Origin of the sequence: Halocynthiibacter sp. C4 (genome assembly GCF_028823805.1) — a bacterium.
In the GTDB taxonomy this organism is placed as follows: Bacteria; Pseudomonadota; Alphaproteobacteria; order Rhodobacterales; family Rhodobacteraceae; genus Falsihalocynthiibacter; species Falsihalocynthiibacter halioticoli.
Window position 1 is genome coordinate 708,555 of record NZ_JAPEIE010000001.1, and the last position, 22,063, is coordinate 730,617.

Here is a 22,063-nt window from a genome sequence, read left to right on the forward strand (position 1 = left end):
AGTTTGTGCCCAATGTCAGGGCTTTGTACCGCTTAATACATGCGCAATTGTGCGGGTTCCAACGTGAAATCGTTTTGGCGCCGCGTGACGTGCCATGCTTTTGGTGGCGCCATACGTGCGCGGCGACGTTCGAGATGCCACCCCGCGGAATCGGTTCTGTAATCCTGCTCCATGAACCATCGCGTTTCACAGCCTTGTGCACCGCCATTGCCGGACGTGAGCAACAAGGCAAGCGGGCGGGTGCTGTGATCTTTGGCGCCAGCGGCGGCGGCCAGATGCAGGCGGCGTACCGCGGTCAAGCCAGGGAGTTCCGGCAGCAAGCCAACCACAAGTGGCACAACACCTGCGCGCAGCACTTCTTCGATGCTGCCAAGCAAATCTCCGGTGTTGGGGGTTGCCACCAAAACAAGGCGGGATGGGTCAATAAACTCCAGAACGCCAGCGGGATTGAGCTGCTCATTGTCCCACCGAGGATGAACCCAGAATACAGGACCCTCGGTTGCGCGCGCAATTATAAGCGCCAATGTCTTACGGGCGCTGCCGCAGATTTCATGAGCGCGGCATGGTGTCAGCGACAAGTCATCCAGAAACGAAATGCCCTGCACCGGACGATTCTTCTTACGAGTCAGGAGGGGGGTGGACATAAGCGAAATTTATCATGTTCTCATTTTGTTCTCAACTGATTTTCCCCTTGTTCCCCCGTTGAATGCCCCTAAGTTATGGTGAACGCAAAAGAACAACAGGACGCACGATGAAAAAGATCAAACTGGGACGCAGTGATATTGAGGTGACGCAGCTTTGCCTCGGCACAATGACGTGGGGCACACAAAACACCGAAGCCGAAGGGCACGCGCAAATCGACTATGCCGCCGAGCAGGGCATCAACTTTATGGATACCGCTGAAATGTATCCTGTGAATCCGGTATCGAAAGAGACGGTCGGGGACACAGAGAGCATTATCGGCACATGGATCGCCAAGAACCGGAACCGCCGCGACGATTGGGTTATTGCGACCAAAATCGCGGGCTTGAACGGCCGATTTGTCCGTGAGGACCAACCCATCACCGGCGAGACAATGAAAGCAGCGGTTGAGTCTTCGCTCAAGCGTCTACAGACAGATGTGATTGATCTTTACCAAATCCACTGGCCAAACCGTGGCTCGTATCACTTCCGTCAGTATTGGGACTTTGACGCGAGTGGCCAAAATCGCCAAGAAACGCTCGATCATATGGCTGATGTGCTGCGCGCAATGGACGAGTTGCAAAAGGCAGGCAAGGTTCGGGAGTTCGGCCTTTCCAACGAAAGCGCATGGGGCACGGCGCAATGGCTTCGCCTAGCGGATGAGCTTTCCGCACCGCGCATGCAAACCATCCAGAACGAATATTCGCTTCTTTGCCGCTTGTTCGACACCGATCTGGCGGAGCTTTGTGTCAACGAAGATGTGACTCTGTTGGCATATTCCCCGCTCGGGTGCGGATTGTTGACCGGCAAGTATGATGGCGGTGAAACAATTCCGAAAGGGTCTCGCCTTGATTTGAATGGCGATTTGGGTGGACGTGTAACGCCAAAAGTATGGCCAGCGGTTGAGGCTTATTTGAATATTGCGCGCAAACACGATTTGGACCCGTCGCAGATGGCGATTGCGTGGTGCATGACACGGCCATTCCCTATCTCGCCAATCTTTGGCGCGACATCCGTGGAACAGCTGGAGATTGCCCTAGGTTCGGACGCTGTTGAATTGAGCGATGAGGTTCTACGCGATATCAAAGAAGCATATCGTGAATTCCCGATGCCGGTCTAATCGAGAGGAAATTGAATTTGGAAAAACGCGCAGCGATCATCGGATGCGGAAAAGTAGGGCGCAATTGGGCTCTGCTATTCTTGCGTGCGGGCTGGTCGGTGCGCGTTTTCGACCCGGACACTGGCGCGACCGATCAACTGCAAAAACTGGTTGGGCAGCTTGCCGATAGCGAACCGGGTTATGAAAACGGACTATCACGTCTGTCCGTTCATCAAACGCTTTCTGATACGGTAGAGGGCGCGCTCTGGATTCAGGAAAGCGCTCCGGACCGACTTGATCTAAAGCGCAAGATTTATCAGAAAGTTCAGGTTACCTGCCCAACAGAGGCAGTTATCGCATCCTCAACCGAAACACTTGGTGCGCATGAAATACAAGCCTGCGCAGTGCGTCCCAAATTTGTGCTGGTTGTGCGGCCGATGTCTTACGGCTTCTCAAACCCGAAAGTTGCGGTATTGGGTGGCGTGAAAACCAATCCGAAGTTCTTAGCGCAAGCGGCAACATTCCTACAGGAACTCGGCCTTGAAACCGAGATTAATTCCGGCCGGTAAACAAAACCTAGACAGGGTACGGATGCTCGGGCATCAGGTGATATGAATATCTGGATCCCGATTACAATCGCTGCCGCATTTGCACAAAATCTGCGGTTTATGCTGCAAAAGCACTTGAAAGCGACGGAGCTTTCAACGGCCGGAGCAACCTTTTCACGATTTCTCTATTCTGCGCCGTTGGTCGCGCTGCTTCTCATAGTCTATCTGCGCCTTTCCGAAACACCAATGCCGGACCCGAACGCACGGTTCTGGTTTATGGCCCTTACTGGTGGCCTCGGTCAAATTTTGGCGACCATGTGTGTTGTTGCGATTTTCTCTTATCGCAGTTTTGCTGTGGGGATCACCTTCAAGAAGACCGAGGTCTTGCAGACCGCATTATTGGGCTTTGTTGTTTTAGGCGAAGGGATATCTGCATGGGGCTTGGGAGCGATCCTGATTGGCTTCACCGGGGTTATCCTTCTTTCGAAAGCCCCTGGTGATAATGACCGTAATTGGATTGAGCGCATGTTTACGCCCGCTGCCGGGTTGGGACTTTTATCTGGAATTCTCTTTGCATGTTCCGCAATCGGGTATCGGGGAGCCTCTTTGTCTCTGGGGCTTGATGTGCCGTTTTTTGCGCGGTCCTGTTTTACATTGGCCGTGGTCACGAGTAGCCAAACCGTTGCCATGGCCATCTGGCTCTATTTTCGGGAAAGCGGCGAGATCACACGTGTTCTGCGCAGTTGGCGCGTTTCCGGCCTGGTTGGTCTAACATCAATGGCGGGCTCGCTCGGTTGGTTCACGGCCTTCACATTGCAAAACGCGGCCTATGTCAAAGCCTTGGGACAGATCGAGCTTTTGTTCAGCTTCATAGCAAGTACGGTTTTCTTTAAGGAAGAAGCAGCTACGAGAGAGATTGTCGCAATGCTGTTGTTAACGGGATCAATCTTGCTGTTGGTGCTGCTGGCCTAACGAAATACCCGCATTGTTATTCAACCGACGGAATGCGCGTGAAAATGTTGCGTTTGTCGGTTGCCTTAAAATAAGGGACCTCGGAAGGACGCACACCCGTTTTCAGATGTTTCTCAACTTCGGCAAGCACGACTTCGGTTATGAATGGTAAATCAAAACTCCGCGCATTAGACAGCTCAATCCATTGTAGGTGGGAAAGCTCGTCCGAGGCGGCGCTGAAATCATCGGGATCGCTCTCGAGATTTTCGGCATCCACAAGAAAGAACCGCGCATCAAATCTTCGTTTGGGGCCAATCGGAGTCACTGCGCGAAACACAAATCTGAATCCTTCTGCGGAAGGGCGATAGCCGCGCTGCGCATAGGTTTCCCAATCTTTGGGTGGGGTTTTCCACTCGGCCTTGGAGCCCAGTATCAAGCCCGCTTCCTCCCAGAGTTCCCGAATTGCCGCCACAGGCAAAGCACGAGCCAGTTCTGGCGCGCAGTCATGAAGAAGCTGTTCTTGGCACGCAGGTTCCATTGGCTGCATCAGCGGAATATTTACGTCATCCAAATCAACCGCTCCGCCGGGAAACACGAATTTGTTCGGCATAAACGCTGCTTTTTGTCCGCGTTGCCCCATTAAGACATGTACGGCGCCGGAGATATTGCGATGCAAGATAAGCGAAGCAGCGTCGCGAATTACGGGAGAGTTCATGGTGAGCCTTTGGTGTTGTTCTTGCGCGCAACCGCAACGCTATAGGCTTGCATATCGCAGTTCAATGTCTTGCCGCTAACCTAGCTCGGCCCCAAGCGTGAAAATCCGCAACTCGGGGGTAAACAATCCGTTCAAAACAAGCCACACTCCACCCGCTGACTCGGCATTCGAGTTCAAAGACCTTTGCTGCAAAAGGCCGCCAGACATGACGCAAAGACCCGAAACAGTTCTGACGAACGCAAATATCATTCTGGACGAAGAGGTGATTTATGGCACGCTTACGATCGCGGGAACTGAGATCAAAGAGATCACCCAAGGCCGTTCGCAGATTTCAGGCGCGATAGATTGTGATGAAGACTTCCTAGCTCCTGGCCTCATTGAGCTTCACACTGACAACCTCGAACGCCATATGACGCCCCGCCCAAAAGTTGATTGGCCGCACCGTGCCGCGATTGTTGCGCATGACCGCGAGCTTGCAGGGGCAGGGATAACCACCGTATTTGATGCGATCCGCGTGGGATCTATCACGTCTGACTTGAGCAAAAAACGCTATGGTAAATATGCCCGCCAGATGGCCGACGAAATCCTATCTATGCGCGATGCGGGTGCTCTTGGGATAAGCCACCATATTCATCTTCGTGCGGAAGTCTGTTCTGAGACACTGCTAGAAGAGTTGGAGGAGTTCGGGCCAGATGATCGCGTCGGAATTGTTTCTTTGATGGATCACACGCCTGGGCAGCGGCAATTCAGCGACCTAAAGAAATTCGAGGATTACGTCTGCGGCAAGAACGGTTTGTCGCGAGACACATTTGGCGAGTATATCGACTTTCTTAAAGGTCTGCGTGATACCATTGGCGCTAAACATGAAGAGGCGACTGTTCGTGCTGCGAAACGTTACGGCGCAACGCTGGCGAGCCATGATGATACGACACGCGAGCAGGTTGAGGCCTCATTCAAACATGGTGTGACAATTGCCGAGTTTCCAACGACCGTCGAAGCGGCGCATGCTTGCGCGGACCAAAATATCTCGGTCATCATGGGGTCACCCAACTTAGTGCGCGGCGGGTCGCATTCCGGAAATGTCGCGGCCTCCGAACTCGCCGACCTAAACCGCGTTGATATTCTTTCGTCTGACTATGTACCGGCATCTTTGCTTCTTGGCGCTTTGCAGCTTGCCGATATGTGGGATGATCTGCCGCGCGCGTTGGCAACCGTGACGAAAGCTCCTGCACTTGCAGTCGGTTTGGATGATCGTGGTGTACTTGCGCAGGGAAAACGAGCGGACATCATCCGGTTTGGCAAAGTCCTTGATGCACCCGTCATTCGAGCGGTATGGGCGAATGGCGACCGTTGCGGCTAGTTTTGTCCGCTGCCGGTGCCGAAACCATGCATCCTCTTGGCCCATTGAATCCCGATCATCGCCCCTTTGAAGCGGGGGAGCAGATAGAGCGAGAGCGCAACGCAGCCAACGGAGAAGGCGCCTGCGAGAATAAACGGATCTGGTTGATAGGCAGTGAAGACCGCCAGAAGGAGCGGCGCCATGATGTGTCCAACAACCAGGATTGTCAGATACGCAGGCCCGTCGTCCGCGCGCTGGTGATAAAGCTCCTCGTTACAGACGGCGCAATTCGGGCGTACTTTTAAGTAGCTCATCAGAATTGGGCCAGACCCGCAGTTGGGGCATTTTCGCTTCCAGCCACGCATGATCGCCTGTTTGACTGGCCGGTCGGTGTCTGTGCCGGTTCTGTCTGTAGCAGTGTTTTGCATGATGTTGTCCTTGTTCGCGCCTCTATATTTGCCAATGCCTGCTGCAGATGAACAGTGGGCAATCTGTCCTTGCGGCGCGATGTCGCAAAATAATTCGATTTCAGGCGACGGAATTCCGAACCCCACGCGTTTTATTTACAGATCACGAGCTGAGAGACGGCTTGTGACAACATTCAAAAAGGATGGACAAATGAAACATATGACATTGATCGCAGGACTTTCCGCAGGCCTCTTGTTGGTTGCAAGCGCGGGTGCCGCGATTTCCCAGACAGATGGCGAGAAAGGCGACAAACGCGGCGGCGCTCGTTTTAACATCGAAGAGATCGATACCAATGGCGACGGAATGATCTCTCAGGAAGAGATTGCGGCCCATCAAGCTGCGCGCTTCAAAGCGATGGATACCGATGGCGATGGAAAAATCTCCAGCGAAGAAATGGCGGCACAGGCCGATAAGAAACGTGCAGAGCGTAAAGAGAACCGCAGCGAGCGGATGATTAAGGCGCTCGACAAAGATGGTGATGGCCTAGTGAGCGAAGAAGAAATGCAAGCCCGCTCCATGGGTGACGACATGTTTGAAAAGCTCGATACTGATGGAGACGGCCTTCTGAGCATGGAAGAACTTAAGGCTGGCCATAAGCATATGGGCAAGAAGAAGGGTAAACGCGGACCAAAAGGCGAGCGCGGATCCGAGTAAAGTAAACAGTTTCTGCCTCTTCCCAGGTCCAAGGTGCCGGCTTGGGAAGAGGTGCGTTGCCAGAATTAATCAAAACGGATACGCCGGACTCTATGTCAAACGCGCGCGAAACCCTATCTGAGGTTCCGGAAGAAGAACTGTTGGTGCTCTATGCCAACGGCGACAGAGCCGCGGCGCGGGCGCTGACTGAATTATTTGCACCCAAGGCTTTTGCCTTTGCGCAGAGATTGCTTTCTGATCGGGCCGAAGCCGAAGACGTGGCTCAAGAAGCTATGTTGCGGCTATGGAAAATTGCTCCGGAATGGAGGCGAGGGGAGGCTAAAGTCAGTACTTGGCTCTATCAGGTCACGCGCAACCTCTGTACCGACAGGCTTCGCAAGCGCCGAGGCGTTGGGTTAGACGAAATCGCTGAGCCGCTGAGTGATGCCAAGTCTGCCGATGAGGTCATGCAGGCAGAGGATCGGGCGAAGGCGCTTCAGCTGGCAATGGAAACACTTCCCGAGCGCCAGCGCGCGGCGATTGTTCTGCGACACTTCGAAGGGCTTTCAAACCCTGAAATCGCAGACGTATTGGAAATCAGTACCGAAGCTGTCGAGAGTTTGACGGCGCGGGGAAAAAGGGCGCTTGCCAAGCTATTGTCAAGGCGCCGCGACGAGTTAGGATACACCGATGCCTAAGACACCTGAAAAACCGATTGATCTTGATGATTTTTTCGCCGCCGAGAAACAGGCTGTGAACGAACCGTCGGCTGATTTCATGGCGCGCGTACTTCATGATGCTGAAGATATTCAGGACGCGTTCGCACCGCAGGCCCCTTCTCCTAAGCCGAAACCTATTTGGGAAGCTTTGATCGGTGCGATCGGTGGTTGGCGGTCTGTGGCAGGGCTGGCAACGGCAACGATTGTCGGTGTTTGGATCGGTGTATCTCCGCCTGAATCTTTGGACGGCTTGGCAAGCTTCGTCTGGTCGGAGGACGCGGTCAGCTATGCGGAGTATCTCCCGAATTATGACTACACGTTATTGGAGGGGCAGCTATGAGCGATGCACCTGATACTAAAAACACAAAATCCAGCAGCTTGCAAAAGTATCTGTTGATCGGGTCTTTGGTGGTGAACTGTCTCTTTATTGGTGTGCTTGTCGGTGGTGCTGTAACGGGCGGCAAAGGGCATATGCGCCCACCACAAGGTGAGGTCGATATCGGGCCATTCAGCCGCGCGATGGATGAGCAAAACAAGCAGGCCCTGAAGGAAAACTTGAGCGGCCGAATTACGAAACGAAGCCGTGAAGATCGGCGTGAAGCACGCGTTTTGTTAATTGGGTTGATAGAGTCCATTCGCGCGGAAGAATTCGATCCGGAACGTCTGGCAAACTATTTCGACAAGATGAGCGAACTCGGAGAGCTTCGTAGAACGCAAGGCGAGGCGGCGCTGATTGAGGAGATTTCAAAGATGAGCGTGGAGGAACGTATCGCCTACGCAGACCGCCTTGAAGCGCAGTTCAAACGAAACCGATCGAATGGCAAGAAGCCACCTCGCGACGATAAAAAATAAATATTAATGCGTGTGCTCGCTGACCGAAACCTGATTGCGGCCGTCGGACTTTGCGACATAAAGCGCTGAATCCGCACGTTTAAGAAGGTCATCAGGAGTTTGTGTTGCGCTGTCCGCGATGGCGACACCGATGCTTAGAGTCGCCGTAATCTGGTGATTGGTTCCAGGTATGGAAATAGGCGTGGCTTCGACTATTCGCCTGACACGCTCTGCGGCAATTCTGGCTTGCTCTAGTGATGTTTCCGGCATCGCAATCAAGAATTCCTCGCCCCCATAACGTGCAACCAGATCTACGCTACGCAGACTTGCACGTATGCGCTCGGCGACCTCGCGGATGACCGCGTCTCCTGCGGCATGACCGTAGGTGTCGTTCACCTGTTTGAAGCGGTCCAGATCAAGCATCATCACAGCGTAGTCTCGTTGGCTTCCCTTGGCGCGATTGGCGATATGTTTCAGATGCGGCAACGCATAGCGACGGTTGTAAAGGCCCGTTAACGGATCGATGACCGCCATGCGGAGCCCGTCCTGTACGTTTTCTCTGAGCTTGTCGGCCTGACGTTTCCGTTTGAGCTGCGTGCGGAGCCGAAGCGCAAGTTCTTCAGCGTTAACATTTGAGCCAACAATGTCATGTGCGCCGAGATCAAGAGCAGAGATGGCATCCGCTCCATTCGGGTTTTCGAGCAGCATCACAATCGGGGTATAGCGTGTATCCTGTCTACTTTTGAGCTCTGACAAAAGCCTGAGCATTTCGGACGCCGAAGTACTATTGGCGGCCAGAAGGATTACATCTGGCGACGTTTTATTGCGGAAGCCTTTTAGTGCTGCATCTGGCGAAAGTGTTTCAACGCGATCTCTGATTTGGTTTGCAAGGCTTTGCTGGATTGTTTCTGTGCTTGCGGAGTCAGCAGAAACAATTGCGATTTGCCCTTGGGTTGCAAAGCCGCTCGAAGCCTCGGCAAAGCCCGTGTCTGTAAAGCTTGGAGCGTTCTCTCGTAATTCCTCTATGGCCCCGCGAGCGCGCAGAATACTGCGAATTTTGGCGAGCAGAATTTCTTCGTGTATCGGCTTGCTAATAAACTCATCCGCACCGGCTTTTAGAGCTCGTAATCTAGTATTGGGATCGCTACTGGAGGAGACTATAATTATGGGGATTTCACGGGTTTCTGGGTGCCGGCGCAGGGCCTCACAAACGGTGATGCCACATTTGTCGGGTAATTCAGAGCTTAGAATAATCAGGTCAGGAGATTCTTTAATGGCAATGCGAATGGTCTGCGCACCGTCCGCGGATTGGCTCACATCGTAAAATGCGCTCGCGAGGTTAGCTTTGAGCACAATGCGATTGGTGGCGACGTTGTCCGCAATCAGTATTCGGCCAGCCATGTCATTCCCCGCGAATTTGACTCAATTTACTACCGTTGCGTTTCATATTTGGTTAGATTAGTTAAAATTTCCTTTCCAAAGAGTGTAAAAGTCGATGAATCCAGAAACTGCGCAGGTGCGGGCAATTCAAGCATTAGGGTGGCTTGCCGGTAACGAGGAACTTTGGGATGTATTCCTTGGTTCAACGGGCGCGAGCGCCAAAGATGTGCGTGCTGGTGCAGAGGACCCAGAGTATCTTGGGTCGGTGCTGGATTTCGTGATGTTGGACGACAAATGGGTCATGGACCTTTGCGCCGCGATGGGGTGGCCATTTGAAACGCTCAAGCAAACACGCATCGCGCTTCCGGGCGGTCAGGATGTTTCTTGGACTTGATTAGTTATCAATGGGTTACGGACCAGCAGTCATAACTCACATGTCGAGGATAATCTCCCCAGACTTATTTTTGGCGCGGGATTGACAAAGGATCAAAGTGTTCTCTTTTTCAGCTTCGGAGAGCACATAATCACGATGCTCAACCTCGCCGCTTAAGTAGCCGCATTTACAGACCCCACAGAGGCCATCAGAGCATTTCAGGTCGATTTGATACCCGCGTGCGATCAGCGCGTCAGCCGCGCTTTCTTCGGACGAAACGTTAACCTGCGTGCCGTCCTTTAGTTTGAGCGTAAACGGATGGTTAACGTAATCTGGCGCATCCGGAACCGCGAAATACTCAAGATGGCGCGCATTTTCAGGGAAACCGTTAACTTTTGCAGCTTCGAGCACAGCGTCCATGTATGTGTCAGGGCCACAAGTATAAACGTGCGCCTCGGGTTGGTATTTGAGAAGTTTCCCCAAATCTGCGCGCGTGCCTTCTTCGGAGATATGAAAGTTGACACGATCCTTCCACGGTACATGGGCGAGTTCGTTCAAAAAGCCTGCGTCCTGTCGGTTTGAGCAGCTGTAATGTACTGAAAACTCTTTGTTAAGGGCATGCAATCGATGTGCCATTGCAATCATCGGCGTGATGCCAATACCGCCACCCATCAGATACGACATGGAAGCATCTTCGACCAATGGAAAGTGGTTAATTGGTTTTGAGATAAAGACACGACGGCCTTCGTTGAAAATCCTATGCATGAGCTTAGAGCCACCACGTCCTTCATCTTCTCGGAGGACAGCGATCTGGTATTTGGAACGGTCTGCAGGGTCACCGGATAGCGAGTACTGGCGGAAGAACTCTGGGGCTACAACAACGTCGATATGTGCGCCCGCCGTTGCCTCTGGGAGCAGCGCGTCATCGGGGGCCGTAAATTCATACTTCGTGACCAAGTGGCTCATCTGCTCGGCTTTAGAGATGACGAGCTGCATCACTGGCGAGTCCTCGTCCGAGGGAGAGTAGATGTGTTCTGTTGGAATTCCTTTGGCGCGGCGGGCCTTATGTTCTTGCGCCGATATCATGGCTTTATATGCCTTGATGCCAGCCTCTCTATCCATATGGAAAGGCCAAGCATATGGCGGCGGCGCGAGCGATGCGGGGTAAACCGCCAAAGTTTGATCTTCGAATTTTAGGTCTAGAGACTTCTGTAGGGGCCGATCGCTCGGAGGTTTCAGCGGAGGGCGGTAAGCGCCATCATCGCGCATCTCAAGATCCCACCACCATTTCTTGCCTTGGACAACTTCGCCGTTTCCAAGCGCGTCATCAATCTTGGCTAAAGCTTTGGCGCTCGATGGAAAATTCATCGCGGCCCAGCGGAATGGCGCTTCGGAAAACAGCCCCTCAAGGTTCCAAGGGCAGGTTTTCATGCAGCGCCCACACATGGCCCCGGCTTCGTTGGTAATACGATATGTGGTGCATTTTTGGCTGTCGCTTTTCCAGATTTCATAGCCATTGAACATCGCCTTCGGGCCAGCGGTGATTGCGCCAGAGGGGCATTCACGCGCGCATTTATTGCATCGGTCGCAAAATTTCTGGAGGCCGAAGTCAATAGGTTTGTCGTGCGTCATTGGCATGTTGGTGGTTACGATACCTGATTTAAGACGCGGCCCAAGAAACGGGTTGAGAATAACTTCACCAATGCGGCTTACCTCGCCAAGACCAGAGAGCAGAAGAAGAGGTGGGTGCAGCACCTCGTCATCCATGACCGAATGCACGCGCGCGGTATAACCAAGGTTGCGGATGTGCTGTGCGATTACACCACCAAGAAGTGAGAAACGAAGATAGGCGCGCATACTTTGGGCACAGGCGATCCAATCGTCGCCAGTTGCGCCCTCCATTGTCTCGTGCCCTTGGTCAACGATCATGGAGATCGCGTTTTCGTGGTAGGGACTGATCGGATTTCCGGCGGTGTCATGGCTGTAGTACGCATAATCTGGACAAGCAGAGAGCCCGACAGCATCGACGCCTAGGAAATAGAGTGCAGCTTTTATGTTTTGTGCGTTATTTTCTGCGTCTTGCGCTGTTTCATGTACGCTTTCCGCCGCATCGCCATCTTGAAGAAGCAGAAATGCTCCGAGCGATGGCCGGAACGCAAACGCAGACGCAGATTTGCGCACGTAGTTGCCGTTTTTCGCGGCGTCCTGAACTTTTTTACCCATGTCGCCAAATAGCGCGCGAACAAAAAGACTTGCGCGTTTGGGAACGCGTGCGACGTTTTCCGCATCAATATATGTGGTCGGATCATCTACCCGTTTGAGCGTTTCAAAGGGATGGGGGCCAAGCGCATAATCGCGTTTGGCATAGGGGTCTCGGCGGGATGCGCTTTGTGCGTGGCGCCCAAAGCCGGTCGTGTAGCTGCTTGGCGGCGTCGCGCCTTCGGCTAATGGTTTGTCTGCGTCGAGTTCGAGGGTGGTTGTAACCACTGCAAGGGCGTAGTTTTCGCCGACAAACGGATTGCGGCCCGATGCGTCAATAAGGCCAGAGACACCCGCCAGATGCCGCAAATGGACGTTGCTCGCTGCTTCGCTATGGGCGCGGGCGTCATATCCGAGGCTGCGGATGTAGCTTGCCAGCGTCACGGCTGTCTCGGCCGCGCGCAAACATGAACGGTGGGTTTCGGCTCCGATAATCCAATCGGTACCCGCCTCGTTGGGGCGTGCAGGGCGTGGAAGATCGTAGAGAAACACAATTGCATGGGTATGGTGCTCGCAACCACTCGGAGGAAGCCGCATCGACTCCTTTAGGCCAGCCATAATGACATCAACACCGGCGGCCATGCTTTTGGGCTGCATCGTTTCGATTTTTTCCGCAAGGCGCGCCACATCAGGGTTCTCGGTTGCTTCGTTAAGCCATGCGGATTTTGGAACTGCACAAGTTGCAACCATGGAAGCATCGCAAAAGTACCCGAAGGATTTTAAATGATCCGCGCGTTCTTTGGGGTCGGTCGGAATCTCTGCGATCTCTTTTTTGACCATGCCCTCACGTGTGGCGTCCAGCATGGCCTGATATTCCCGCATAGCGCGAATAATCGAAAGGTTGTCGTCAGTCTCAAATCGCAAACCCATCTGTGGAAAAAGGGCCTTCCCGTCAAACGTTTCGGCGCGCGAAAGCTTTTCAAGCGGAAATCCACCGAGCGAAAACGGCCGTTTAGCGTAGGAGAAAAGTTTGCCCATGGTCGTTCCTTAAGCGTTCAGATGTGCGATAGCTCGCTGCCTTCATCCTGCTGAAGGCAAAGGAGTAGAGCGAGAAATTCTTCAAGTTGGGATTCAGAGAGCTTGGCTTCGAACTTATCAGCGTTCGCGCGAGCGGCTTCAGTTCCGATACGGAGAAGGTCTTTGCCTTTAACCGTTACGCTAATCAATTTCGAGCGGCCGTCGCCGCCGTTTGTTTTCGGCTCCTTTTCCCTTGAAATAAGGCCCGCTTCCTCCATTCCTTTGAGCGCGCGCGAAGTTGCCGTTCTATCAATCCCGATAAATTCCGCGATATCTGAAGGGTGGCGTAGGCCCTCGTTTTCGACGGCGAGTAAAGTACACCAAGAAAGCCGCGTCAGTCCGATCCGGCGCAACTCGGTTTCGAAACCACGCTCAAGAAGGCGCGCAGTTCGACTAACCTGATACCCGAGGGAATTGTGGAGAGAGTAGGGGACTATTTGCGTCATTAGTTGACATTGTCAATTAAGTTGCGCGGTGTCAAATTTAAAGTTTCTGCATGTCACGGTTGAAACTGTTACAAAAAGGCTTGAAACTACTGCGCGATCTCATCGGAGTTCTCTGGGAGGAGATATGGCCGAAATTTTGGGTGTCCTTTTTGACAAGGACGGCACGCTTTTTGACTTCAAGGCGACGTGGCAGCGCTGGACGCTTGGGTTTCTGACGGACCTTTCCGGCGGCGACGCAGCCAAGAGGCGAGCTTTGGCAAAAGCGGTCGGCTTTAACGCGGACACATGTAAGTTCGAGCGCGACTCCCTTGTTGTGGCAGGGACGCCAGCTGATATCGCGGAGGCATTATTGCCCCATTTACCAGGGCAAGGGCGAGAAGGATTTATTAGCTATGCCAACCAAGCCGCCGCCCGAGCAACTATGATCGAAGCTTGCCCCTTACGCCCACTTCTGCGGGGACTTTCTGCGCGCGGATTGGCTCTTGGCGTTGCTACGAACGATGCCGAAGCCCCTGCGCGTGCACATCTTCGGTCAACCGGTATCGAAGATGTTTTTGACTTTATTGCTGGCTTTGACTCGGGATTTGGTGCCAAGCCGGCTCCAGGTATGTGCAAGGCATTTGCTTCTCATACGTCGTTAAAACCAGACCAAATCGTGATGGTCGGAGATTCTCGCCACGACTTGTTGGCCGGACGCTCCGCGGGAATGAAAACAGTTGCGGTTTTAACAGGCATGGCCAAAGCGTCAGAACTGGAGCAATTCGCAGATGCTGTGCTGCCGCATGTTGGCCACCTACCAGCGTGGATTGAGGCTCAAATGCCAGTCGAGCTACCATTGAAGTCTGCACATAAATCGAACGGATCCGAAGCACGTCAGGCGCCTGTCTAAAGAAGAGCGCGAGCTCAATATCTCCTCAATTTTAGTCATTCTGACAAAGTTCGGCAATTATTAATGCTTTTTCCCTAGCCATGAATGGGCAGCTAAGGGGTAAGCCATGCACGGATTGTTTAACCGGTCCATACAATGCTTCGTGTACGATATTTACGGCGTTCAGGTTTGGGAGCGCGTGATCCAGCGTGCCGGGTTGAAGGTCTCTAATTTCGAGACCATGCTTCTTTACCCCGACGAAACTGTTTTTTCACTGCTGGGAGCGCTTTCGAAATCTACAGGGCGGCCAGTGGACGATCTTTGCGAAGATTTGGGGACATATCTCGTTTCTCATCCAAGCGTGGCTGCACTACGCCGCCTTCTGCGTTTTGGCGGGGAGACATTCACGGAGTTCTTGCATTCGCTGGATGATCTACATGGTCGCGCGAAGCTCGCGGTGGATACGCTGGACCTTCCGCAGTTGGAGTTAGACGAGCTGAATGCCCGGGAGTTTCGGCTGGGGTGTTACCATCCCGATGAACGGTTTTCACGCGGGTGTTCATTCGTTCTGGTTGGAATGCTCCGAGCGATGGCAGACGATTACGGAGCTTTGGTGCTTCTTGATTACGCGGGCGTAAACGGACGCTTCCATTGTATTTCAATTAAGCTTTTGGATGTCGAGTTTGCCGAAGGGCGGGCATTTAAGCTGTCTGAGAAAATTGGTCAGGCATGATGAGTAAAATTGAATTGGCATTCGAGCAATGGAACACATTGATGCCTTTGTATGTTTACGTTTCCGAGAGCGGTCACATTCAAAGCGCCGGGGATACATTTCTTAAACTATTCCCGCGCGAGGTCATCGGGGCCAAATTCTTTGAAGTACTCGAGGTGTCGAGGCCGAAATCCGTGTGTTGCACCCAAAACTTGCGAGAGCTTGTCGGGCTGAAGCTGCACTTTCGTTGCCGGAAAGATAGCTCGACGCAGTTCACCGGTTTGGTCGTTCCTGCGGCCGATGGAATGGGTATGCTTGTGAACTTATCGTTCGGCATCTCCGTTATAGATGCAGTTCGGACTTATGATCTCACGAGCGGCGATTTCTCCCCAACCGATCTCGCTATCGAAATGCTTTACCTTGTTGAAGCCAAGGGGCTGGCGATGGCGGAAGTTTTTGCGTTGAACGAGAGACTACAGACCGAGAAAGAGGCGGCGGAAGAGCAGGCCGCAACAGACGGTTTAACTGGGCTAAATAACCGGCGATCGTTGGAGTTGCATCTGTCTTACTTCATTGAAAACAGAGTGCCTTTTGCGCTTGCTAATATGGATCTGGACTACTTCAAAAAGGTGAATGACAGCTTTGGTCACGCTGCTGGCGACCACGTTTTAATCCGCGTTGCTGACATCCTGAGGGAAGAAACGCGTGCGGATGACATATTAGCGCGGGTCGGAGGAGACGAGTTCATTCTATTGTTCAAGGGGTTGGTCAACCGCGACCGTTTGAATGAACTTGCCGCGCGATTGATCCGCAGAATTCAGGAGCCAATTGTATTTGAGGGGAATAGTTGCAACATCTCATGCAGTCTTGGATCGACCCTTACAGACCTTTATCGCGCTCCAACTATTCGCGAGATGCTAAGAGATGCTGATGCTGCTCTCTATGCATCAAAAGCTAAAGGAAGAGCGTGCCATACTCTTTTTAGTGCGGAAACTAGCAGAGTTTAAACTTCATTGAATGATCATTTCGGAAGCTTGAGAGCTATGCACTATTAGAGCCTTTGGCGAACATTTGCTCTGAAGCGACGTGAACCGAGGAGTTGTAATTGACATTTCTGACAAAAGAAGTCAGAGATGCGCGCGCTGCGGCTTCGTTTCCGACCGCAGAACTGAAATTTAGGTTCGAGGCGAGAGTTTGCGATGATTGTTTGCCAATGTATGAAAATCACAGACCACGATATTCATTCGGCCATTGATTGGATGCGGGCTGCAGATTCCAAGGCAATCATTAGCCCCGGAAAAATCTATCGCGCATTGGGAAAAACTGCTGATTGCGGAGGTTGCATGCCCCTTTTCCTAGACACGATGCGCAGTAGTGCTAACCTCGAAGTACCATTTGAACTGAGCAATTTGCGGACAACTCTTATTTCGGAGGAACGTTATGAAAGAAAATCAGAAGGTTATTGATTATCTCAACAAATCACTGCGTCACGAATTAACGGCAGTGAGTCAGTATTGGCTGCACTATCGGCTTCAGGAAGACTGGGGTTTGGCGCATATGGCAAAGAAGAGCCGCGAAGAATCCATTGAAGAAATGGAACATGCTGACAAATTGATCGAGCGCATCATCTTCCTCGGCGGCCATCCGAACTTGCAAAAGCTTGACCCACTGAAAATCGGTGAAACTCCGCGCGAAACGCTGGAATGTGACCTCGCCGCCGAAGTGAGCGCTCGTGATCTGTACAAAGAAGCGCGTATTTGCTGTCAGGAAGAGGGCGATTTCGTTTCCATGAAGCTTTTTGAAGAGCTTCTTGCAGATGAAGAAGGACATATTGATTTTCTCGAAACTCAACTTGATTTGCACGATCGTATGGGAGCCGAAAAGTATGCCCAGTTGAATGCAACCAAGATGGATGAAGCTGAATAGAAAAGCCCTAGTCATGTGAGCACTCAGCCATCTTTTGGCGATTGAACGCGGCAAACACGCGGCAAAAATGTTAAAATCGAGCACTGCGTGCTATGCTAGATCAAGCATAGCGAGGTGGATGTGATGATCTTAACGGGTACGAATATATTGCTTGGCACGACAAAAGGCGTGTTTTTGCTCTCAGGTGGCGAAGATCGAAAAGACTGGAAGGTCAGCGGTCCTTTCTGCGATGGCTGGCCGATCAACCACGTAATAGGTGATGCAAAAACTGGTGCGCTCTGGGCTGGCGGTGGCGGAGAATGGAATGGGGCTGGCGTTTGGCGGTCCGATGATGGCGGAGCGAATTGGAGCGTAACGCGTCTGTCAAAAGGGTTAATCGATCAATGGGCCGCAGAGGATGCAGACTTCGCAGAAATGATCGGTTGGACCGATACGCCGCTTCCATTCACTGACGAGATTTCACAGATTTGGTCGCTCAATTATGAACACGGGCGGCTGTTGGCGGGAACCAAACCCGCAGACCTGCTTGAAAGTGCCGACAATGGTGAAACGTGGACCAAAGTTGAAGCGCTAACCAATCATCCTTCTTCAAAGAGCTGGAACCCGGGCGCCGCCGGACTTGTATTGCACACGATTGTGCCAGACCCTGACAACTCCAAGAAAGCCTGGGTCGGCATTTCGGCGGCGGGTGTGTTTGCAACAGAAGACGGCGGCAAAACTTGGGACCGTCGAAATCGCTTATCAAATGCTGAAGGCTGTGACGGTCATGATCATCCGGCGGCGCCACAAAACGGCGAAACGGGCCATTGCGTGCATAATATGGTGCGGGCCAGCGGCAAAGATGATCTTCTTTATCAGCAAAATCATCACGGAGTCTGGCGCTCGTCTGATGGTGGGCGCAGTTGGGACAATATAACTGAAGGATTGCCCTCGACCTTTGGCTTTCCAATCGCTGTACACCCAGCGGACGCAAAAACAATCTGGGTGATGCCATTGAATGGTGACAGCCAAGGGCGTTTTCCGCCGGATGCTTCGGCTGCGATATGGCGATCTCGCGATGGTGGAGAAAGTTGGCAGGATATGCGAGACGGGCTACCGCAAGAGGCCTGTTATTTCACTGTGCTACGGCAGGCGATGGCGACGGATACGCGCTCCTCTGTAGGCGTTTATTTCGGAACAAATTCAGGTTCGGTCTTCGCGAGCTTTGACGAAGGCGAAACATGGCAGGAGATCGCACGACATTTGCCGACAATCCTTTCAGTCGAAACACTGGATCGCGCTGAATAGTGGCTTTAAGTTCTGCCAACTAAAGTCGATAAACCTTTCGCGCAGTGCCAGAGAAAATCAGTTCGATCTCGGCTTGGCGCCTATTCCTAAGGATTTCAGCAAGTTGGGTGAACTGTTTCTTCAGCGAACAGTTCACGGCTTCCACAGGGAGGTTTGAACCATACATGACGCGATCGGCGCCAATGGTTGAGACGAGATGATCGACAAATGGCGTTAGTACTTCTGGCGACCAATCGAGTGCGACAGTCCAAAGCCCCGAGAGCTTGCAGTAGACGTTTGAAATGTCGCGCAGTCTTGTGATACCCGCGCGCCAAGTTGCTGCGTTGTCTGGTTGCTCTGGCTCGAGAGTTCCGAAATGGTTTACGACAATCTTTAAATCTGGGTGCGCTTGCGCGAGATCGATGAGTTCGGAAAACTGTTCCGGCACAATTACAATCTCTAAGCAGAGGTTGCGGTCTTCAAGGGTGGTGAGAGTTTGACGAAACTCGGGTGCGCTCATAACGTCGGGGCGTATTGCATTCCGCCAGCGTCGCGCTTTGTCCCACGTGACGGACGCGCGAATGCCGCGGAGCGCGGTGTGGGCAGCATGTCGAACAATTTGGTTCTGAGCTGTTGCATCGAGTGGATCGACTTCCGCAACGATTGCCGTTGGCCAACCCGTCGTATCAGACAGATGTTGAATCCATGCGGTTTCATCAACCGGGTCGTCGGCACCACAATTTGCCTGAACATGAACGCTCGCGGAAAGCGGCAAGTCACCAAATTCCGCGAGGTAGGTTTCAGGGAGGTAGTCACGCTGCAAGGTCGCTTTGCTTCCAAAACGGCCTGGGCCTGAATTTGGGGCAAGCCACTTGTATGGGAACCGGTCCAGCTCCCAGAAGTGGTGATGCGCGTCGACAAGCTCGATACCATCAAGGAAGCTTGTACCTTGGTAGGGCATTAATAGGTTGCCCGACCGCCGGAGAGATCAAAGACCGATGCCGTGGTGAAGCTGTTTTCCGGTGAGCAGAGCCAAGCAATCATTGCCGCGGCTTCGTTCAGTTCAAGAAAGCGCCCGCGAGGAATCTTAGAAAGCATATAGTCGATGTGTTCTTGCTTCATTTGATCGAAAATCCGAGTGCGAGCTGCGGCTGGCGTGACGCAGTTCACCGCAATGTCTATGTCGGCCAGTTCTTTGCCAAGTGATTTGGTAAGGCCGATAACGCCCGCTTTGGATGCAGAATAGGCGCTTGCGTTCGGATTGCCCTCTTTGCCGGCGACGGAGGCGATGTTGACAATGCGGCCGTAAGATTGCGCTTTCATGGTTGGCACAACAGCGCGGTTTACATGAAATGTTCCAAGGAGGTTGATTTCTGTGATCGCGCGGAACTCATCCACGGGGTAATCCGCCAAAGGGCCGTTAGAGCCGGCAACTCCAGCGGAGTTCACGAGAATGTCTGCGCGGCCTGTTTTCTCAAGCGTTTTGGTCATGGCGGCTTCGACGCTCTCCCAAGAAGACACATCGACCTCGCAAGCAAATGCACCGCCGCCAATTTTAGCCGCGGCTTCTTCCGCGAGAGCAGTATCACGGTCCCAGATCGCCACCTGAGCGCCACCTTCGGCAAGTCGGCCTGCTGCAGCAAATCCGATACCCTGAGCGCCACCTGTCACGATGGCGGTTTGATTGGCAAACTGTGTCATGTCTCTGATACCTTATGTGTTTGATTTATCTTGAATTCTGCGCCATTGGATTGTCCGGAATGGATGATGGCGTGCAGTGTTTCTACGGCTCGGGCGCCAACATCGCCGGGGCTTTCATTCTTGCCGTTTCCAAGGGCTATATCGACCAGCCGATCAGCGGGTCCTTCGCAACTGTATGTCCATGCGCCATCAGGAACTTCGGCAACTTTGGTTTCACCGTCTGGAAGTTTCAGCACGAGCCGCTGGGTTTCGATGTCCAACAACACCGAACCGGTGCTGCCATAGATCCTAATATCGACCTCAAATCCGTGTCCGTGCGGAACGCCGCAGCTTCCTGAAAAGACGCCCGTGGCGCCGTTATCAAAGCGAACTGCTGCGGCATCATGCAAGTCAATCGTCGAAGGCGCATCAAATAGCATCGAACGAACCGAAGAACACCGCAGATCGGTAAGCCAGTATAATATCCCGAGCGCGTGCGAGAGCTGGCCGTAGGCATAGCCACCGCCCTGATCCGGTGATTCCCATGTGCTGCGATCGGGTTGAATTGCGATGTGCCGCCACTTGGCCAATTCGCCGCCTGCAAATATTGAGCGTGTGAACGAGGCCATATGGCAAACCACATGTTCGATCTCGCCGATTTGCGCAATCATATCACGCATCTCGTCAAGGCCGGGCTTGTAGTTCCAGCCATATGCAACAAGCAGTTCCCGATTTGCTTTTCGCGCTGTTTCAACAAGCTCCCAAGCGTGTTCCGGTTCAAGGCACATCGGTTTCTCCACGAGAACATGACAGCCTTTTTCAAGGAATGCTTTTGCTTGCTCAAAATGAAGGTTGTGCGGAGAGGAGATCACGGCGATGTCGATGTCCCGATCAAGAATCTCGCGCCAGTCTTCGGTCGCGAAATTGAAGCCGAATTCATCCTTGATGAGGTTAAGCTCCATTTGACCAAGCCTGCAGACGCTGTCGAGCTCGACCTCATTGCGTTTTGCTAGGACGGGGATATGCATACGGTATGCGAAATGCCCCGCACCGATGATCGCTGCTTTTACCATGCTGCGCCGTTCTCCTTTTGGCTCATGTGCTTTGCCTGATTTGAAGGCGATAGCCGATGTCGTGAATTGCCGGTTCGGTTACTTCGCCATCAAGGCGGTCGATAACCAATTGAGCGGATTGAAGACCGATTGCGCGGCCACGAATTTGAACAGTCGTTAATGGAACCGGCAGGAGCGAGGACATGCTAAGATCGCCAAACCCTGCAATCGCGACCTCGTCAGGAACGGAAACGCCGTTTGATTGGCACCAAAGCATCGCGCCCTGTGCGGGAAGTTCTGCGAGGAAAAAGAGCGCATCAGGACGCTTTTTGCGCGCCATCAAGTTCTTCATGAGATTGACGCCGGCATCGATGGTCGCTGGGTTTTCAAATTCGATAACCGTTGATTCATCAACAGACCGTCCAGCGGCGCGAAGCGTATCCATGACGCCACGCGTTCGGTCAGCGGCCTGATCGTTGTGTTCGGAATGGCCGCCGACCATGACAATATCCTCGTACCCTCGATCTATCAGGTAGCGAGTCATGTCGACCGCAGCGGCATAGTTATCAAAACCAACCACACTATCTGTGACTTGCTTGTTGAGGTTCCAGGCTTCGACGACAGGGCCGGAAAAGTTCGCCAAAAGCTTTCGAGTCGCATCTGTATGAGAGAAACCCGTTACAATGATCGCATCAGCTTGGCGCGCGATGAAAGTTCGGACGGCTTCTTCTTCTTTCTTCGGGGACCAATCGCTGACCGCCAAAAGCATCTGTTGTTTGCGGGGCTCCAAAATATGGCTGATACCTTGTGCAAAGTCAGCAAATAGCGAGCTTGCAAGAATCGGGACAACAACGCCGATCATGTCAGAGCGCTGTGAGACCAATGACCGCGCGGTAAGATTCGGGATGTATCCGATCTCTTCGATTGTCTTCTGGACTTTCTCGCGTGTTTTTTCGTGAACTGTCTCTGGCTGACGAAGTGCGCGCGAGACTGTGATAAGCGAAAGCCCAGCCGCTTTTGACACATCCTTGAGCGTCACTTTTTTGTTTTTGTTTTCCGCCATTAGAGAGCCTTTCGGTGTTTCTTGTTTGCTTAGGCGT

The 22,063-nt window shown here is 52.8% G+C and carries 25 protein-coding genes; 15 read left to right on the forward strand and 10 right to left on the reverse strand.

The features are described 5' to 3' along the window. Positions 1-32: 32 nt before the first annotated feature. Positions 33-644 (reverse strand): ImuA family protein, encoded by a 612-nt coding sequence (locus OU789_RS03480; protein ID WP_274653355.1) that lies wholly within the window; start codon positions 642-644, stop codon positions 33-35. A gap of 107 nt (positions 645-751) precedes the next feature. On the opposite strand from OU789_RS03480, the gene OU789_RS03485 reads away from it, so the two are divergent. The 3 genes from OU789_RS03485 to OU789_RS03495 are packed head-to-tail and all read left to right on the forward strand — an operon-like array spanning position 752 to position 3,300. Beyond that, entirely contained in the window at positions 752-1,801 is a 1,050-nt protein-coding gene (locus OU789_RS03485) for an aldo/keto reductase (RefSeq protein WP_274653357.1), read from the forward strand. Between the two features lie 17 nt (positions 1,802-1,818). Then, positions 1,819-2,349 (forward strand): 3-hydroxyacyl-CoA dehydrogenase NAD-binding domain-containing protein, encoded by a 531-nt coding sequence (locus tag OU789_RS03490; RefSeq protein WP_274653358.1) that lies wholly within the window; start codon positions 1,819-1,821, stop codon positions 2,347-2,349. Between the two features lie 42 nt (positions 2,350-2,391). Further along, complete coding sequence (locus OU789_RS03495) at positions 2,392-3,300, forward strand: DMT family transporter (RefSeq protein WP_274653360.1); 909 nt, start codon at positions 2,392-2,394, stop codon at positions 3,298-3,300. A gap of 16 nt (positions 3,301-3,316) precedes the next feature. Here the strand turns inward: OU789_RS03495 and OU789_RS03500 are convergent, their stop codons facing one another. Beyond that, positions 3,317-3,994 (reverse strand): NUDIX hydrolase, encoded by a 678-nt coding sequence (locus tag OU789_RS03500; protein ID WP_274653362.1) that lies wholly within the window; start codon positions 3,992-3,994, stop codon positions 3,317-3,319. Between the two features lie 205 nt (positions 3,995-4,199). Here OU789_RS03500 and OU789_RS03505 point away from each other — a divergent pair, with 205 nt between their 5' ends. Beyond that, positions 4,200-5,354, forward strand: a complete 1,155-nt coding sequence (locus tag OU789_RS03505; protein ID WP_274653364.1) for an alpha-D-ribose 1-methylphosphonate 5-triphosphate diphosphatase — start codon at positions 4,200-4,202, stop codon at positions 5,352-5,354. On the opposite strand, the gene OU789_RS03510 is transcribed toward OU789_RS03505, so the two are convergent. Continuing rightward, on the reverse strand, positions 5,351-5,761 hold the full coding sequence (locus OU789_RS03510; protein WP_263953830.1) for a DUF983 domain-containing protein: 411 nt from the start codon (positions 5,759-5,761) through the stop codon (positions 5,351-5,353). The genes OU789_RS03505 and OU789_RS03510 overlap by 4 nt on opposite strands. 190 nt (positions 5,762-5,951) lie before the next feature. Between OU789_RS03510 and OU789_RS03515 the strand changes: the two genes are divergently transcribed. The 4 genes from OU789_RS03515 (at position 5,952) to OU789_RS03530 (ending at position 8,005) form a co-directional block, all read left to right on the forward strand. Further along, positions 5,952-6,455, forward strand: coding sequence for an EF-hand domain-containing protein (locus tag OU789_RS03515; RefSeq protein ID WP_274653366.1), 504 nt, complete (start codon positions 5,952-5,954; stop codon positions 6,453-6,455). A 92-nt stretch (positions 6,456-6,547) separates the two neighbouring features. Continuing rightward, positions 6,548-7,132, forward strand: coding sequence for an RNA polymerase sigma factor (locus tag OU789_RS03520; RefSeq protein ID WP_274654502.1), 585 nt, complete (start codon positions 6,548-6,550; stop codon positions 7,130-7,132). After that, positions 7,125-7,493: a dihydroorotate dehydrogenase gene (locus OU789_RS03525; protein ID WP_274653368.1), complete on the forward strand. Its 369-nt coding sequence runs from the start codon at positions 7,125-7,127 to the stop codon at positions 7,491-7,493. Before OU789_RS03520 ends, OU789_RS03525 begins: the two co-directional genes overlap by 8 nt. Beyond that, positions 7,490-8,005, forward strand: coding sequence for a periplasmic heavy metal sensor (locus OU789_RS03530; RefSeq protein ID WP_274653370.1), 516 nt, complete (start codon positions 7,490-7,492; stop codon positions 8,003-8,005). Before OU789_RS03525 ends, OU789_RS03530 begins: the two co-directional genes overlap by 4 nt. A gap of 3 nt (positions 8,006-8,008) precedes the next feature. Here the strand turns inward: OU789_RS03530 and OU789_RS03535 are convergent, their stop codons facing one another. Beyond that, positions 8,009-9,385 carry a diguanylate cyclase gene (locus OU789_RS03535; protein ID WP_274653372.1) on the reverse strand — a complete coding sequence of 459 codons (1,377 nt, stop codon included), beginning with the start codon at positions 9,383-9,385 and terminating at the stop codon, positions 8,009-8,011. A 94-nt stretch (positions 9,386-9,479) separates the two neighbouring features. On the opposite strand from OU789_RS03535, the gene OU789_RS03540 reads away from it, so the two are divergent. After that, a complete protein-coding gene (locus OU789_RS03540; protein WP_263953824.1) occupies positions 9,480-9,758 on the forward strand; it encodes a DUF3572 domain-containing protein in 279 nt (92 codons plus the stop codon). A gap of 36 nt (positions 9,759-9,794) precedes the next feature. Here the strand turns inward: OU789_RS03540 and OU789_RS03545 are convergent, their stop codons facing one another. Both OU789_RS03545 and OU789_RS03550 read right to left on the reverse strand, forming a co-directional pair. After that, positions 9,795-12,974 (reverse strand): reductive dehalogenase, encoded by a 3,180-nt coding sequence (locus OU789_RS03545; protein ID WP_274653374.1) that lies wholly within the window; start codon positions 12,972-12,974, stop codon positions 9,795-9,797. Between the two features lie 17 nt (positions 12,975-12,991). Then, positions 12,992-13,459 carry a MarR family winged helix-turn-helix transcriptional regulator gene (locus OU789_RS03550; protein ID WP_274653376.1) on the reverse strand — a complete coding sequence of 156 codons (468 nt, stop codon included), beginning with the start codon at positions 13,457-13,459 and terminating at the stop codon, positions 12,992-12,994. A gap of 124 nt (positions 13,460-13,583) precedes the next feature. Between OU789_RS03550 and OU789_RS03555 the strand changes: the two genes are divergently transcribed. The 6 genes from OU789_RS03555 to OU789_RS03580 all read left to right on the forward strand — a co-directional run bounded on the left by OU789_RS03555 (position 13,584) and on the right by OU789_RS03580 (position 18,252). After that, a complete protein-coding gene (locus OU789_RS03555) occupies positions 13,584-14,348 on the forward strand; it encodes an HAD family hydrolase (RefSeq protein ID WP_274653377.1) in 765 nt (254 codons plus the stop codon). Between the two features lie 106 nt (positions 14,349-14,454). Continuing rightward, positions 14,455-15,060: a heme NO-binding domain-containing protein gene (locus tag OU789_RS03560; RefSeq protein WP_274653379.1), complete on the forward strand. Its 606-nt coding sequence runs from the start codon at positions 14,455-14,457 to the stop codon at positions 15,058-15,060. A gap of 284 nt (positions 15,061-15,344) precedes the next feature. Then, positions 15,345-16,046, forward strand: coding sequence for a GGDEF domain-containing protein (locus OU789_RS03565; protein WP_274653381.1), 702 nt, complete (start codon positions 15,345-15,347; stop codon positions 16,044-16,046). Between the two features lie 252 nt (positions 16,047-16,298). Then, positions 16,299-16,505, forward strand: a complete 207-nt coding sequence (locus tag OU789_RS03570; protein ID WP_446719162.1) for a (2Fe-2S)-binding protein — start codon at positions 16,299-16,301, stop codon at positions 16,503-16,505. After that, the gene (gene bfr, locus OU789_RS03575; protein WP_274653385.1) at positions 16,480-16,965 is read left to right on the forward strand and encodes a bacterioferritin; all 486 of its coding nucleotides are present in this window, start codon (positions 16,480-16,482) and stop codon (positions 16,963-16,965) included. Before OU789_RS03570 ends, bfr begins: the two co-directional genes overlap by 26 nt. 123 nt (positions 16,966-17,088) lie before the next feature. After that, positions 17,089-18,252, forward strand: coding sequence for a WD40/YVTN/BNR-like repeat-containing protein (locus OU789_RS03580; RefSeq protein ID WP_274653387.1), 1,164 nt, complete (start codon positions 17,089-17,091; stop codon positions 18,250-18,252). A 19-nt stretch (positions 18,253-18,271) separates the two neighbouring features. Here the strand turns inward: OU789_RS03580 and OU789_RS03585 are convergent, their stop codons facing one another. From OU789_RS03585 to OU789_RS03600, 4 genes are read right to left on the reverse strand one after another with little or no spacing between them, the layout of a single operon-like run. After that, positions 18,272-19,192, reverse strand: coding sequence for an amidohydrolase family protein (locus OU789_RS03585; protein ID WP_274653389.1), 921 nt, complete (start codon positions 19,190-19,192; stop codon positions 18,272-18,274). Beyond that, positions 19,192-19,932, reverse strand: coding sequence for an SDR family NAD(P)-dependent oxidoreductase (locus OU789_RS03590; protein ID WP_274653391.1), 741 nt, complete (start codon positions 19,930-19,932; stop codon positions 19,192-19,194). Before OU789_RS03590 ends, OU789_RS03585 begins: the two co-directional genes overlap by 1 nt. Beyond that, positions 19,929-20,984, reverse strand: a complete 1,056-nt coding sequence (locus OU789_RS03595) for a Gfo/Idh/MocA family protein (protein ID WP_274653392.1) — start codon at positions 20,982-20,984, stop codon at positions 19,929-19,931. The genes OU789_RS03590 and OU789_RS03595 overlap by 4 nt, the downstream gene beginning before the upstream one ends. Before the next feature lie 22 nt (positions 20,985-21,006). Continuing rightward, entirely contained in the window at positions 21,007-22,026 is a 1,020-nt protein-coding gene (locus OU789_RS03600; protein WP_263953812.1) for a LacI family DNA-binding transcriptional regulator, read from the reverse strand. Positions 22,027-22,063 lie beyond the last annotated feature (37 nt).

Excerpts from the sequence above, each read along its gene's own strand:
- OU789_RS03530 (WP_274653370.1), top strand. The coding sequence starts at position 7,490 with ATGAGCGATGCACCTGATACTAAAAACACAAAATCCAGCAGCTTGCAA.
- OU789_RS03545 (WP_274653374.1), bottom strand. The coding sequence starts at position 12,974 with ATGGGCAAACTTTTCTCCTACGCTAAACGGCCGTTTTCGCTCGGTGGA.
- OU789_RS03520 (WP_274654502.1), top strand. The coding sequence starts at position 6,548 with ATGTCAAACGCGCGCGAAACCCTATCTGAGGTTCCGGAAGAAGAACTG.
- OU789_RS03595 (WP_274653392.1), bottom strand. The coding sequence starts at position 20,984 with ATGGTAAAAGCAGCGATCATCGGTGCGGGGCATTTCGCATACCGTATG.
- OU789_RS03500 (WP_274653362.1), bottom strand. The coding sequence starts at position 3,994 with ATGAACTCTCCCGTAATTCGCGACGCTGCTTCGCTTATCTTGCATCGC.
- OU789_RS03580 (WP_274653387.1), top strand. The coding sequence starts at position 17,089 with ATGATCTTAACGGGTACGAATATATTGCTTGGCACGACAAAAGGCGTG.
- OU789_RS03555 (WP_274653377.1), top strand. The coding sequence starts at position 13,584 with ATGGCCGAAATTTTGGGTGTCCTTTTTGACAAGGACGGCACGCTTTTT.
- bfr (WP_274653385.1), top strand. The coding sequence starts at position 16,480 with ATGAAAGAAAATCAGAAGGTTATTGATTATCTCAACAAATCACTGCGT.
- OU789_RS03565 (WP_274653381.1), top strand. The coding sequence starts at position 15,345 with ATGGGTATGCTTGTGAACTTATCGTTCGGCATCTCCGTTATAGATGCA.
- OU789_RS03585 (WP_274653389.1), bottom strand. The coding sequence starts at position 19,192 with ATGCCCTACCAAGGTACAAGCTTCCTTGATGGTATCGAGCTTGTCGAC.
- OU789_RS03525 (WP_274653368.1), top strand. The coding sequence starts at position 7,125 with ATGCCTAAGACACCTGAAAAACCGATTGATCTTGATGATTTTTTCGCC.
- OU789_RS03510 (WP_263953830.1), bottom strand. The coding sequence starts at position 5,761 with ATGCAAAACACTGCTACAGACAGAACCGGCACAGACACCGACCGGCCA.
- OU789_RS03515 (WP_274653366.1), top strand. The coding sequence starts at position 5,952 with ATGAAACATATGACATTGATCGCAGGACTTTCCGCAGGCCTCTTGTTG.
- OU789_RS03540 (WP_263953824.1), top strand. The coding sequence starts at position 9,480 with ATGAATCCAGAAACTGCGCAGGTGCGGGCAATTCAAGCATTAGGGTGG.
- OU789_RS03570 (WP_446719162.1), top strand. The coding sequence starts at position 16,299 with ATGCGGGCTGCAGATTCCAAGGCAATCATTAGCCCCGGAAAAATCTAT.
- OU789_RS03485 (WP_274653357.1), top strand. The coding sequence starts at position 752 with ATGAAAAAGATCAAACTGGGACGCAGTGATATTGAGGTGACGCAGCTT.
- OU789_RS03480 (WP_274653355.1), bottom strand. The coding sequence starts at position 644 with ATGTCCACCCCCCTCCTGACTCGTAAGAAGAATCGTCCGGTGCAGGGC.
- OU789_RS03560 (WP_274653379.1), top strand. The coding sequence starts at position 14,455 with ATGCACGGATTGTTTAACCGGTCCATACAATGCTTCGTGTACGATATT.
- OU789_RS03590 (WP_274653391.1), bottom strand. The coding sequence starts at position 19,932 with ATGACACAGTTTGCCAATCAAACCGCCATCGTGACAGGTGGCGCTCAG.
- OU789_RS03600 (WP_263953812.1), bottom strand. The coding sequence starts at position 22,026 with ATGGCGGAAAACAAAAACAAAAAAGTGACGCTCAAGGATGTGTCAAAA.
- OU789_RS03550 (WP_274653376.1), bottom strand. The coding sequence starts at position 13,459 with ATGACGCAAATAGTCCCCTACTCTCTCCACAATTCCCTCGGGTATCAG.
- OU789_RS03535 (WP_274653372.1), bottom strand. The coding sequence starts at position 9,385 with ATGGCTGGCCGAATACTGATTGCGGACAACGTCGCCACCAATCGCATT.
- OU789_RS03495 (WP_274653360.1), top strand. The coding sequence starts at position 2,392 with ATGAATATCTGGATCCCGATTACAATCGCTGCCGCATTTGCACAAAAT.
- OU789_RS03505 (WP_274653364.1), top strand. The coding sequence starts at position 4,200 with ATGACGCAAAGACCCGAAACAGTTCTGACGAACGCAAATATCATTCTG.